At 43.7% G+C, this 13,192-nt stretch carries 9 protein-coding genes; 2 read left to right on the forward strand and 7 right to left on the reverse strand.

Annotation, left to right across the window (positions count from 1 at the left end; genetic code table 11):
- Positions 1-4: 4 nt before the first annotated feature.
- From G632_RS0103415 to G632_RS0103430, 4 genes are all read right to left on the reverse strand, one after another.
- A complete protein-coding gene (locus G632_RS0103415; RefSeq protein WP_022767631.1) occupies positions 5-1,018 on the reverse strand; it encodes an ABC transporter permease in 1,014 nt (337 codons plus the stop codon).
- Between the two features lie 83 nt (positions 1,019-1,101).
- A complete protein-coding gene (locus tag G632_RS0103420; RefSeq protein WP_022767632.1) occupies positions 1,102-2,319 on the reverse strand; it encodes a substrate-binding domain-containing protein in 1,218 nt (405 codons plus the stop codon).
- 46 nt (positions 2,320-2,365) lie between these two features.
- Positions 2,366-3,331, reverse strand: a complete 966-nt coding sequence (locus G632_RS0103425) for an ABC transporter permease (RefSeq protein ID WP_022767633.1) — start codon at positions 3,329-3,331, stop codon at positions 2,366-2,368.
- A 15-nt stretch (positions 3,332-3,346) separates the two neighbouring features.
- Positions 3,347-4,852, reverse strand: coding sequence for a sugar ABC transporter ATP-binding protein (locus G632_RS0103430; RefSeq protein WP_022767634.1), 1,506 nt, complete (start codon positions 4,850-4,852; stop codon positions 3,347-3,349).
- A gap of 260 nt (positions 4,853-5,112) precedes the next feature.
- Here G632_RS0103430 and G632_RS0103435 point away from each other — a divergent pair, with 260 nt between their 5' ends.
- Positions 5,113-7,611 (forward strand): GH39 family glycosyl hydrolase, encoded by a 2,499-nt coding sequence (locus G632_RS0103435; RefSeq protein ID WP_022767635.1) that lies wholly within the window; start codon positions 5,113-5,115, stop codon positions 7,609-7,611.
- A 36-nt stretch (positions 7,612-7,647) separates the two neighbouring features.
- Here G632_RS0103435 and G632_RS0103440 read toward each other — a convergent pair whose 3' ends face one another.
- On the reverse strand, positions 7,648-9,009 hold the full coding sequence (locus tag G632_RS0103440) for a GH1 family beta-glucosidase (RefSeq protein WP_022767636.1): 1,362 nt from the start codon (positions 9,007-9,009) through the stop codon (positions 7,648-7,650).
- Positions 9,010-9,304: 295 nt separating this feature from the next.
- On the opposite strand from G632_RS0103440, the gene G632_RS0103445 reads away from it, so the two are divergent.
- Positions 9,305-11,827 (forward strand): glycoside hydrolase family 2 TIM barrel-domain containing protein, encoded by a 2,523-nt coding sequence (locus G632_RS0103445; RefSeq protein WP_022767637.1) that lies wholly within the window; start codon positions 9,305-9,307, stop codon positions 11,825-11,827.
- 74 nt (positions 11,828-11,901) lie between these two features.
- Here G632_RS0103445 and G632_RS0103450 read toward each other — a convergent pair whose 3' ends face one another.
- Together G632_RS0103450 and G632_RS0103455 are read right to left on the reverse strand one after the other, a co-directional pair.
- Positions 11,902-12,336, reverse strand: a complete 435-nt coding sequence (locus G632_RS0103450; RefSeq protein ID WP_022767638.1) for a hypothetical protein — start codon at positions 12,334-12,336, stop codon at positions 11,902-11,904.
- 108 nt (positions 12,337-12,444) lie between these two features.
- Complete coding sequence (locus G632_RS0103455) at positions 12,445-13,086, reverse strand: DUF4867 family protein (protein ID WP_022767639.1); 642 nt, start codon at positions 13,084-13,086, stop codon at positions 12,445-12,447.
- Positions 13,087-13,192 lie beyond the last annotated feature (106 nt).

Here is a 13,192-nt window from a genome sequence, read left to right on the forward strand (position 1 = left end):
CTCTTTATGCTTTTGCCTTTCCGGCTTTCATTCTGGCAAATAATGCCTGTATCTTATCTGTCTGAGCTGAGAATGAGTAGAATCCAAGTACGAAGATTCCGAGGATGATCTGTTGCCATCCGCCTGCTCCAAGGTTCAGACAGTTGAGTCCGTAGTTCATGATTTCCATACCGATTGCAGCGATTGCGATACCTATAACATCACAGCTTGCGAGTCCAATGAAGGTTCCCATAAATACAGGAACGATGTAAGAGAACATGATTCCTGATGTGGCAAGTCCTGACTGAGGACCAACCTCATGCTGTGATACGTAGATGATTGCTGCAAATCCAAGGATGATTCCTGAAAAGATGTATGTTGTGAATACATTCTTTTTCTCGTTGATACCGATGTTTACACCGGCTCTCTGGTTGTTTGATAAGATCTTTCCCTTTCTTCCGGCTGCGGTAAAGTAGGTAAATACCACAAATGCAAGTATTGCGAGTCCTGCAGGAAGGAAGATTCCGGGAAGTCTTCCGAATACTGATGTCTCCACGGTGGAGTAAAATACTCTGATACCCTGTCCACCAAATACAAGGTATGTAAGTGACTCATAGAAAAGAGTCATACCGATCGTACAGATGATGATCGGAATGCGACCTAAGATGTACACGGTTGCTGTGAACATGCTTAAGACAACTGCCAGTACTACTGCAATAATAAGCGCAAGCCATGGGTTTCTGGTGTCATAACCAATGTGTCCTGCAACAATTGCTGTAAGGATCATGGTTGCTCCGCCGGAGAAATCAAATCTTCCGTTTTTGAGCTGTATCCATATTGCCAGAGCCACGCAGATTGTCATGGAAGCATTAAGAAATACCTGCTGCACCATATCTCCCGACAGGAAGATCAGCTTTCCATTGACATAACATTTTTCATTAGTACCGGTAATGATCAGCATCACCACAAACATCAATAATGGAAAAATGACAGATAACCCTATTTTTTTGAATATCTCTAAACCTTTATTTGTATTCATATCGTTTCCTCATTACCAGGATGATGCCTGGGGGATAGTAAATATCCCCCACATCATTACCATTTCATTAGTATTTCTTTTAATTACTTAAGTGAATCAACTGTAAGTGTTGAAATAGATTTCTTGAGCTGCTCGTAAGTAGCATCAGGATTAGCATAAGCTGTCATGTTGAGTACTTCTTCAGGTGTGAAGAGTGCATCTGAAGCGTTTGCTGTGAAGTAAATGTTCTTCTGGAATGCTGCCATATCCTCATCACTGTTCATGATGAACTGATCGCAGCTTACTCTCTCTGCATCTTCAGGCTGGTCCTTAAACTCTACGCCGTTGATCTTGTTTAAGAGAAGTACAAGTGGATATGTGATAGTCTCAACAGCTGTTACACAGTTCTGCTGATATGTGCCTGTTCCTGCGCTTCCGAAGTTCTTCTCCTCACCACCGTCAAAACCTGTTGTGAAGAGCTTGATGTTCTTATCGTTGCCTGTCTGAACCATTACAGGATATACGAAACCTGTACCTGCTGCGAAGCTCATGATTGCCTGAATACCTTCGTGTTTAGCAAAGTATGTGCTGTCCATAGGTGAGAATGCTAAAACGTCTGTCTCCTCGTTCAAAGGATCGCATGTGATCTGAACGTCAGCTGTCTTGTTGTACTCGTCAACTGCTGCGATGAACTGCTGAGCTGCAAGTGTCTGTGCAGGGAAAGCCCATACAGGGAAGATAGCCAGTGAAACGTGTGTTATAGGAGCATCTGCGTTTCTCTCGTTGTACTCAAGAAGGCTGTCAAACATCTGCTGTCCTACAATTACGTTATCAGGAGCATAACCATCGATTGCTGTTCCTACGAAATGATCGTTCTTAAATACAGCATCATAAGCCTGTGTGTAAGAAATATCGTAGTCGCAAAGGTATCCGCCGATATATACGCCCGCTGCCTCGCACTCCTGTACGATAGCTGCTGTACCGGAATCCATTGTGCAGATGATTCCGTCAACACCTGAAGCGATGAGCTCCTGGATCTTTGTAAGGTTTACACCTTCGTCAGTCTGAGATAATACTGTGTACTTAAACTTGCAGTTTAATGTATCTGCCATGTTGTCGAGATAAGCCTTTGTTGCCTCTGTTGCAAGACCACTGTCCTGATAGAAAGCTACACCGATTGTGCAGTTCTTGCCTGCCTTTTCACTTGATGCAGCGCCCTCTGTACTTGCTGCTCCACTTCCGCTTGATCCGCAAGCCATAAGTGATACTGACATTACGCCTGCAAGCATCATTGCTAAAAATTTCTTTACTGCGTTCTTCATAAATTCCTCCTTAAATTAAGTATTTTTCCTGCCATAGCAGTAAAAATCATCTTGGTAACACCCCATTATTCTTGCGACATGTAATAAGAATAATGATTATGAAAATGATTGCCTTGACGAAGTTGATGTAATTGAGCTCTACACCCATTGTCGTCAGATCATTTGTCAGCAACACATAAGTAAATGTACCGATCAGAGCACTTCTTACCTTTGAGACCATTCCTCCCGAAAGAGGCATTCCGCCCAGGATCAGGCAGATCATTACGTCCATTGCATATCCGCCACCTGTTCCCTTTCCGGCTGTTCCGGTTCTCATCAGCATGATGAAGGATGCAATTGCTACGCACACACCAAAGGTCATATATGCTATTACCTTCCATCTGGTGGTGTTGATTCCGCTCTGAGCTGCAACCACTTCATTAGCTCCGATTGCCTTTGTATATTTACCCAGCTTTGTGTAGTTGAAGAGGAATGTAACAACCAGTGCAACTACCACAATTGCTGCCAGAATGATCCAGTTATAAGCTGTTCTGCTTGAGGGCTTAATGCTTGCCTCAATGGAAATTGTGTTATTTCCTGTGCTCTCCATAAGAAGGAGCTGCGCTCCTGTAAAGAAGAACATAAGGAACAGCGAAGTTACGATTGATGGAAGCTTGAGCCATACGGCAACTGCTCCGTTGAAAGCTCCACACACCAGGGCGATGGCCAGGATAACAACAAAACCAAGTACCACTCCTGCAATGCTTCCGCCCATTTTATTCGAGATAAGTATCATCAGGATCGAGTAAACACCGATCTGCTGTCCTATTGATACATCCATAAATCCCATGGAATAAACGAACACCGCTCCCAGGGATAAGATCGCATACGCTGATGCTGCCTGCAGTACTGTTCCTACGTTGTAGGAGAGGTTCTCTCTACTGAATATGAGAAACAGGATAAAAGTCGCTGCCAGACCGGCATACGCCGCGATATCATATACATGCTTTTTAAAAAACGCTTTTGAAAACATCTCTTTCCTCCTAGATCAGATCATGTATTCGATAATATCTGTCTCTGACAGATCCTTACTTCTTGTAAACTCTTTGCTGATGGCAAAATCTTTCATTACCACGATCTTGTCTGCCATACCGATAAGCTCTGCCATCTCCTCACTGATGAGGATTATTGCTTTGCCCTGTTTCTTCATCTCTGCGATCAGAGCATACATAAACTGCTTAACACCGATATCTACGCCTCGTGTAGGGCAGTCCATGATGATCACATCAGAACCCTTGGCAGTCCACTTTGCAAATGAAACCTTCTGTTTATTACCACCGCTCAAAGTGTTGACCCACTGATTACCGTCATTACATTTGATCCTGAAGGAATCAATCTCTTTATCCGATAAGTTCTTTTCATCGGAAGGTTTGATGAACAGCTTCTTTGCCAGGTCTTTCTCTGAAGGAAGTGTGATATTGTCCTGAATAGAACCCTCGAGAATAAGTGCCTCTGTATCTCTGTTCTTGGATATATATCCGATTCCTGCTGAGATAGCGTCGTTACAGTTGTGTATCTTTTTACCTTCTCTTATGACCTCTCCGGATTCAGGCTTTTCAAGTCCGAATGCAAGTCTTCCGACCTCATGCATTCCGCAGCCGCTAAGTCCGCCAAATCCTATGATCTCGCCCTCGTGAACCTGAAGTGAAAAGTCCTTTATCTCTCCAAGTGTTACGTTTTTAAGTTCCAGCGCAACCTTATCGCCATGTGAAATGTCGTAGTCTTCTCTGTAATAAGCATCTCCGATCTCACGACCAACCATCATGTATCTGATAACCTGTTCCGCGTTGGGCATGTCCATCTCTTCTCTGTTAAGATGACCGATTATCTCGCCATCTCTAAGGACTGTAAGGTCTGTACACTGCTCCAGGATCTCCTCCATATCATGGGAGATGAAGATTACTGACTTACCGTTGTCCTTAAGCTTGTGGATCAGGTCATATATGAGCTTTCTTCCTTCATGAGAGAGTGCTGTGGTTGTCTCATCGACAACGAATACTTCTGTATCCTCGGAAACACATCTCACGATCTCAATAAGCTTTCTGTCCTCGAAGCCGTATTTGTTGATGCTGTCAGCAGCCTTGATGTGTTTGATATCGAAATCATCAAGCATCTTCTGAGCCGCTGCGTTGAGCTTCTTCATATTTACTATTCCAAACTTGGAGAACTCATCGAAGCGCCCGGCAAAGATGTTTTCAGCCACCGTACAGTTAGGAATTGTATTTGCTTCCTGAAGTACCATGCTGATGCCGGCCTTCTGAGCTTCTACCATGCTGTCGGGATCCCAGGGCTGTCCTTTATAAAACGCTTCGCCGCTGGTAGCCTTCTGCATACCTGCAAGGATTGATGTTATGGTTGATTTACCGCTACCGTTCTCTCCGATAAGACCACGGATCTGACCACGGTAGAACTTTACATCGACTCCTCTGAGCGCTTTAGTGATCCCAAAGTTCTTGGTCATGTTTTTTACTTCAATTATCAATTCCTGTTCCATAGGTTCCTCCATGTCATGGAATAATCACTTGTTCTCTTGATGAAACAATTATACAAATTAAAGGGTACCCTTCCCTAGGTCACCCCTTTCTAAAAACATGTACAATTTTTAAGAAAAACCCGTTTTTTGAATTTCAGGTCTCTTTTTGCCGATTTAACACATTAATTTTTGTACCTTTTTGCCTTTACCGGAAAAAAAATTTGATATATCCTTAAATTAGGTGCAAATAACGTACATTTTTTCTTATATGAGGTTTTATCATGTATCTTGAAGAGCGTCACGAGATAATCGAGTTCCCGCCTAATATTCCCCTTAAAATCTTCATGCACAAGCTGGGTTCCGTTGATAATCACTGGCACAGAAGTATTGAGCTTTTGATGATCCTGGACGGAACTATTACCATATCCATCGATAATACGGAATATACGCTCACAGGCGAGGACATCATTCTTATCAACAGCAATACCATTCATTCCCTAAGGTCTGAAAGCGCCGTTATGATCGCTATCCAGATAGATTTATCAAGAATGAACCAGTTTGATGCCAACCTCGATGAGATGGTATTTGACTGCAATACAACAACAACTGATGACTTATCCAAGTTTGATGGCATAAAGTTCGCAATTGCCACCATGCTCAACGAGAATGCTCATAATTCATACGAATCCCAGTACAGAAACTATTCCCTGGCTTATTATCTTGTTGCTGAGCTTTTGGCAAATTTCAGTGTTCCGATCACAAATGCCATTAAAACCCAGCAGAAATACGCAGCAAGACTCACAAGACTGCTTAAATACATTGAAGACCATTACGCTGAGAACTTCTCTTTAAGTGATCTCGCAGCCGAAGAAGACCTTTCGGTGCCCTATCTGTCCAACTTTTTTGAGAAGAATATGGGTGTCAAGTTCTCTCAGTACTACACTTCCGTTAAGCTAAACCACGCTCTCACGGATCTTCTTTCTACCAACGACTCCATCGAGAGCATCGCTGTCAGGAACGGCTTCACAGAGTCCCATTCCTTTGTCCGCAGCTTTAAAAAACAATACGAAACACTTCCAAGCACCTATAGGAAGCAAAGAGGACAGACTATCTCTGCTTCTGAAACCTCTTCAACTCTGAATTATCTGCATATGGAGCCCAGCAATTATCTTCATCTATTAACAAAATATCTGGGAGATATCAAAGACCAGCCACATGCCATCAGCACCAAAAATATAAAGAAATCTGAAGAAATCGTCGCCTCAGCAAGTAGCAGCGTAAGAACCTTAAAGCATACCTTTAAGAAATTTATTACCGTCGGAAGGGCAAAAGAGCTGTTAAACAGGGACATTCAGAACATGCTCATAGACCTTCAAAATAACATTGGTTATGAATACATCAAGTTTCATGGCCTTCTTTCCGATGACATGATGGTAGTTTCAAGAATTAATGGCAAACTGACCTTCCACTACACTTTGGTTGATATGGCACTTGATTTCCTTATTTCCATCGGTTTAAAGCCCCTTATACAGCTTTCTTTCATGCCAAGGGATCTTGCTGCCGATCCGAATAAGACTATTTTCTATTCGCCAATGATAACCAGCCCACCCAAACACATGTCAGAGTGGGAGCAGCTTATCGACAACTTCACAAGGCATCTTTTGGAGCGCTATGGCACCAACACAGTCAGATCATGGCTCTTTTGCGTATGGAATGAACCTGTAACACCCAAGTCCATGTTCGGCTTTGGCGATGACCCACTGTTTATGCGCTTCTACGAAGCCACTTATCGCACAGTAAAAAGAGTTGACGACAAGCTTGTATTTGGATCCCCTTCAATTCTGTATATGGAAAACTTAGGAACTGACAAGTGGATCAAAGATTTCCTTTCATATACCAAAAAGAATAACTGTGAGCCGGAATTTATGAACGTGCACTACTATTCCGACATAATCCCTGTCACAGCGAAGCAGAACATAACTATCGGAAGCGTGTCTTTCTCTTTTCCAAAAAGAACTGACGACTTCTCGCTGTGGATCGGAAGCATCAAAAAGATCTTTTCCTCAGCAGGATTCGGATCGCTGCCAATATACATGACGGAGTGGAATTTCACTCTCTCCCACAGAAATCTTGCCAGCGACACCTGCTTTAAATCCTGCTATATACTCAAAAACCTCCTTCGGAACTACGACAGGCTCGATAGCTTCGGCTACTGGTCACTTACAGACCTCTTGGAAGAAAATGCTCTGCCGGACACTCTTTTCCACGGAGGACTTGGTATCTACACCACGAACGGCATAAGAAAGAGCGTTTACTACAGCTTCTATTTTGCAAGCCTTTTGGGAGATGAGCTCATAGCCGGAGGAGAAGGCTACTTTATCACTAGAAGTATTGATGCATATCAGATCATCACGTATAACTACGTACACTACGGTAATCTGTTTGCTTCGGGCGAACTTTTCGATATGACGGAAACCAACAGATACACGCCCTTTGACATGACAAACAGCCTCCAGTTCCAGATAAAGCTCACAGATCTTGAGGATGGCAACTATTGCATCAAAGAGCTCTTTGTAAACAGAGAATACGGAAGTGCTTATGACATCTGGCTTAAGATGGGTGCTGTTCCCTTGGATCCAAGCGACGTCGAGATAATAAAAGGCTACTGTGTTCCCGGAATGCACAAGGAATACAGGCTGATTGAAAGCGGAGTCTACGAATATTCTCCGGTTCTGGATCCTCTGGAAATCCGATTTGCCGAGATCAAACGAATAAAGTAAAAAAAGCCCCTGTTCGAATGAACAGGGGTTAATTTTTTAATGTTTATGAAGGCTCTCACCATTAGTTGCGATCACTTCTTTATACCAGTAAGCAGAGTCCTTAAGTGTTCTCTCCATTGTCTCATAATCGACGTAGATAAGGCCAAATCTCATCTTATAGCCGTGGCACCACTCAAAATTATCCATGATTGACCAGTGCTGGTAGCCGATGACCTCGATGCCGTCATCAATTGCTCTCTCAAGCTCTAAGAGATATCTGTTTGTGAAATCTATTCTCTGGTAGTCATGAACCTTGCCATCAAGGGCCTTCCAGTCCATGCCGGCCATTCCGTTCTCGGTGATCATGATCGGCTTATGATATCTCTCATAGAAGAACTTGGGTGCGTAGTACAGAACTCTTGGCGTAACGCTCCAGCCCATCATTGTGTGTGCACTTCCCTGATATTCGTAGGGTCCGTAGTTGTTAGGATCAAGCGGATATCTTACTGTTCCCTCATAGACGTTAAAGCCGTAGAAATCAAGGGGCTGCGCTATCTCATCCCACTCCTCTTTAGTAAGCTTTGGAAGCATGTCTCCAAAGGCTTCTTCTGAGCCTTCCGGGAAATGTCCTAAGAATATCGGATCTGCCCACCATGCATTTCCCATAAGGAAACCATACGGATCTATGGCAAAAGACTTTTTCCTGCACTTCTCAACTTCATCAGGAGTGTCATCCTTTGGAACCCACACATTTCCTGTGGGAGCCATTCCGATCTTGGCATCAAGCTTACTGTATTTCCTGATCACAGAAACAGCTCTTCCGTGAGATTTAAAGACATTTACCGAGATATCCAGCATAGTCTTGATATCATTGTTCTCAAAGGGCGCCATAGCACCGATCTGGTATCCAAGTCCCACAAACATCTGATACTCGTTGAAGGTCATCCAGTATTTAACCCTGTCGCCAAGACACTTGACCACTACCTCTACATATTCAGCAAACCAGTCTACAATCTCAGGGTTCTTCCAACCGCCTTTTTCGTATAGTGCCATGGGTAGATTCCAGTGGAAAAGAGTTACCATAGGCTCGATTCCAGCACTTTTAAGCTCATCCACAAGGTCAGAGTAAAACTTAAGTCCCTTTTCATTCACCTTTCCGATTCCTTCGGGCATAACCCTTGGCCAGCTTACGGAGAATCTGTAGCTCTTTAAGCCAATCTGCTTCATAAGAGCAATATCTTCCTTCATGTGATGGTAGTGATCACAGGAAACATCAGCATTCTCGCCAAATTCAATGCGTCCCTCTTCGTGCTCGAAATGGTCCCAGATTCCAGGGCCTTTACCGTCATCCAAGTATCCGCCTTCTATCTGGTGCGCTGCGGAAGCAGCTCCCCATAAAAAATCCTTTGAAAAACTCATTTTTCACCTCTTCATTTCTTGATCTTGTTAAGCTCCTGCTCACAGGAAACAAGGAGCGATTCCGTTCAAAATATAATCTCAACATGGTAATTTTATCCCAAAGACTTCTCTTATGCCTACGCCAAATCTTTTTATCCAAACGAACATTTTTTAAGATAAAGAAGCTTTTTAGTGTATATTATTTTTCTTTCGCTGATTTTTTGTTCGTAAAAGCCTATTATGCCGTAAATATTAAACCTTGTCTTTTGGCTATTTGATATATATGATTTAGAAAAAAACAAGGAGATTTTCACCTATGCGTAATCAGAATATTGATAGAGGATGGCAGTTTAATTACGGAACTATAGATGGTTTTCCCGACCCATCCAGGGAAAGTACACTTCGTGAAGTAGATCTCCCTCACGACTATATGATCTTCAGCTCTGTAAAAAAGGATGCTCCTGCCGGGGCTTCAAGTGGCTTTTTTACTGAGGGCGTGGCCTATTACACCAAAAAGATAATGATCCCTGCAGAGTGGGAAAATGACGATGTTTACCTTACGTTTGACGGCGTTATGATGAATGCTACTGTAGCTGTAAACGGCTGCAAAGTGGCTCTTCAGCACTACGGATACGCTCCTTTTTCTGTAGATATCACGCCTTACATCTATTTTGGCAGGGAGAACAGCGTCACAATAACGGTTAATCCCAGCATGCAGCCCAACTCCCGCTGGTACACCGGCGCCGGAGTCTTTAGAAGCGTGGAACTTCTTCACTTTCCAAAGCTCCACATCGCAGATGATGGAATTTTCGGCTACACCAAAAGCATTGAGTATGACTCTGAAGGAAATGCCCTCAGAGCTTATATTCGCGTAGAAATTCAGGTGCAGAATAACACCCTGGACAATAAGATGGCCGGCGTCAGCGCATTTCTTACAAAAGACGGAAGCGATGAGGTAATAATCTCCCGCTCCCAAAAGATTCAGGTTAATCCTGCGACATCGGAGACAGCCTATATCAGCATTACCCTTGATAAACCCGAGCTTTGGGATGCAGAAAATCCGAATCTCTACAGACTCCATGGCTCTGTGACTGATCTTGGCACCTTCAGGACTCACTTTATTCCCACAGAAAATGAAACCCATGACGAAACTTCAGTTTTATTCGGAGTTAAGACCGTAACTGCAGACGTTGTTAACGGCCTTAGGATCAATGGCAAAACCGTCAAGCTAAAGGGCGGATGCCTTCATCATGACAACGGAATGCTTGGAGCAGTCTCTTTATACGACTCAGAGCTGCGCAAGCTCTCCATAATGAAAGAGATCGGCTTTAACGCCATCAGAACCACTCACAATCCCCCTTCTTCTGCGCTTATGGAAGCCTGCGACCGTATCGGTATGTATGTCTTTGATGAAGCCTTTGATGCCTGGGGTATCATGAAGCAACCCGGGGACTACAACCAGTACTTTGATACAGATTGGGAAAAAGACCTTACAGCCTTCATGAAACGTGACAGGAACCATCCATCAGTTATCATCTGGTCAACAGGTAATGAGATTCCTGAACGAGGAGGCCTTGGAAACGGCTATACCCTGGCAACTCGACTCGCAAATAAGGCTCACAGCCTTGATCCCAGCCGCCCGGTTTCTAATGCGATCTGCTCCTACTGGAGCGGTCTCGACGATGAGCTTACTGCCGAAAACATGAAAAAGATCATGGGCAATGCTGCATCAGACGCTTCGCCTCTGCAAAATGCAGACGGGGGCAAGAATGACACCAGCTGGGAGGAATTCTCAGAAGCCTTCACCAATGACCTTGATATCGTTGGATATAACTACATGGAAGACAAATATGCTCTTGACCATGAAATGTTCCCTGAGCGCGTAATTCTCGGCTCAGAGAATTACCCCAAAGAAATCGGCATTCGCTGGCCCATGGTTGAATCCACCCCATACGTTATCGGTGATTTCACCTGGACTGCCTTTGACTATATAGGCGAAGCAGGAATCGGAAAATCTGTCTTCCTGGAAGAGGATGATCCTATGCACAAAATTGGCGGATTTGCCCTGATGTCACACGGATCACCCTATCCATGGCGCCTTGCCAACGACGCTGATGTAGATATAAACGGACATATTCTTCCTCAGGGCGAATATCGCTCAGTTATCTGGGGAAGTGATAAGACTTACCTGTACTCCTACGATCCTGCCACCCACGACAAAAAAGAGCTGATCAGCAATTGGGGATTTACCGATGTCAGAAAGTCCTGGAACTGGAAGGATGCAGACAATAAGCCTGTTTTTGTTGCCGTATTCTCAAACGCAGAGCGTGTTGAGCTCTTCCTTAACGGCAAGTCAATGGGCATCTGCAAGGAAGGAGAAAGACTTGCATGTGGTCTTCCAAAGTCATTCCTCTTTGATATCACCTATGTTCCGGGAACACTTGAAGCTGTAAGCTATAATGGAAACGATATTATTTCAAAAGACACCCTGGCAACAACCGGCGCTGTAAGCTCCATTAAGCTGATTGCTGAAAGCCAGGAAATGCCTGCTGATGGCCACAGCGTAACCTACGTTCAGGCAGAGCTTCTGGATGGCGATGGAAATATTGTTCCCGATGCTGACAACAAGCTGACTGCAACAGTAACCGGAGAAGGCTCTCTTGCCGCCTTTGGCTCAGCCAATCCAATAACAGACGAGAATTATACAACCGGCTCATTTACAGCCTACAGGGGCCGTGCAACTGCTATTATAAGAAGCGGCTATACAAGCGGAACCTGTACTCTTACAGTATCAGGCGATGGACTTGAAAGTGTAAGTGCAACGATCAATATAAAATAAGCAAAAATAAGCGCCCGGGATATCGATCAGATTTCCCGGGCGTATTCTTTGCCAGTAAATTATCTGTTATTTAATTAGTCTGCGCTCATAAGCTGTGAAACAGTATATGCATCAAGGTACTCGCAGGCATAAATTGTACCGTCTTCAGCGATAAGTCCGGGAATTCCGTTTGACTCAAAGTAGGTAATTACCAGATTGTCCCCAACTGTTATATACTGTACCGGGCCAAATTCCTTCATTGTGCCATACTTGATGGTGAAATCAGTAAATACGTGTCCCATACCATCATTTATGTATGCAATATCTTCCCCATTCTTCTTCTCATAAAGTGCCAGAACAATCTCTGTTCCGTCTTCTGTCTGGCCATGAACAGCACTTAAAAATGTTGCTCCCTTTATGTATTTGGCAGAGTCGTCTGCTGCATAAGCAACTGTTGAAGCAAATCCGCCAGTAACAAATAAAATTCCTGCAAGAAGTACACCTGTTAACATTGAAATAATCTTTTTCATAATACTTTACCGTCCTTGTCTTTGGTTTTTTTGTTTGATCTGAAACCAATAATAAACGATTAAGTATCACAGAAATGTCACACAGGTAAAAGAGCTTATAAATACCTATCAGATATCAGCTGCGATATCGATGTTCTCGCCTGTAATGCCGATCCAAGCGCCGTCCTTCGCCTCAGATGACTCAGCATGTGCAAGGAGCCACTTGTTTGTAGCAGTGATGAGCTTGTCCTCCTGATTGGCAGGTGTAAAGTCAGGCTTACCAACGTTGGTTCCCTTAGGAAGTCCAACAAGTACCTGGAATCCTGAATCCTTGCTTGCCTGGCATGGAGCATAGTGAAGAGCTGTAGCATAAACCTCTACCATAACTCCCTTTGGTACAAGGAAAGCCTTAACCTTGCTGGAATCGATCTTGTAATCTACGATCTCTTCTCTCTTAGCAAGAAGAAGGATAAAGTCTGTTGCGCCGAGGTTGATCTCGCTTGAACGGTGATACTCAAGGCAGTTGAGCTTGGTGTTGTGTCCGTTGCACCATCCAAACTGCATTGGAGATCCGCCAAATAATGAGTTTGTGATCTTGTCAGCTGCAGGAAGCTCCTGAAGCGCCTTCTCCTCAGCCACATATGCTGTTCCCTCAGGAATCGGAGTCTTGTCGCGAAGAGTATCTGCAATCTGCTTCTTCTCCTCTTCATACCCCTCAATGATTCTTCCGTAGTTAACAAATTCCGGGTCTGTAACCTTATAAATCTTCATATCGTCCTCCTATAAAATCAAAATACTTCCTCAATAATCAATGATACACCAAGTCTTATCATTTTTCTTATCAATCTGTATCAAAAATACTTCAAAAATTGCTGAT

This window comes from Butyrivibrio sp. NC2007 (genome assembly GCF_000421405.1).
Lineage (GTDB): Bacteria > Bacillota > Clostridia > Lachnospirales > Lachnospiraceae > Butyrivibrio.

Bases quoted from the DNA above. Each gene is read 5' to 3' on its own strand.
- G632_RS0103415 (WP_022767631.1), bottom strand. From the start codon at position 1,018: ATGAATACAAATAAAGGTTTAGAGATATTCAAAAAAATAGGGTTATCT.
- G632_RS0103420 (WP_022767632.1), bottom strand. From the start codon at position 2,319: ATGAAGAACGCAGTAAAGAAATTTTTAGCAATGATGCTTGCAGGCGTA.
- G632_RS0103425 (WP_022767633.1), bottom strand. From the start codon at position 3,331: ATGTTTTCAAAAGCGTTTTTTAAAAAGCATGTATATGATATCGCGGCG.
- G632_RS0103430 (WP_022767634.1), bottom strand. From the start codon at position 4,852: ATGGAACAGGAATTGATAATTGAAGTAAAAAACATGACCAAGAACTTT.
- G632_RS0103435 (WP_022767635.1), top strand. From the start codon at position 5,113: ATGTATCTTGAAGAGCGTCACGAGATAATCGAGTTCCCGCCTAATATT.
- G632_RS0103440 (WP_022767636.1), bottom strand. From the start codon at position 9,009: ATGAGTTTTTCAAAGGATTTTTTATGGGGAGCTGCTTCCGCAGCGCAC.
- G632_RS0103445 (WP_022767637.1), top strand. From the start codon at position 9,305: ATGCGTAATCAGAATATTGATAGAGGATGGCAGTTTAATTACGGAACT.
- G632_RS0103450 (WP_022767638.1), bottom strand. From the start codon at position 12,336: ATGAAAAAGATTATTTCAATGTTAACAGGTGTACTTCTTGCAGGAATT.
- G632_RS0103455 (WP_022767639.1), bottom strand. From the start codon at position 13,086: ATGAAGATTTATAAGGTTACAGACCCGGAATTTGTTAACTACGGAAGA.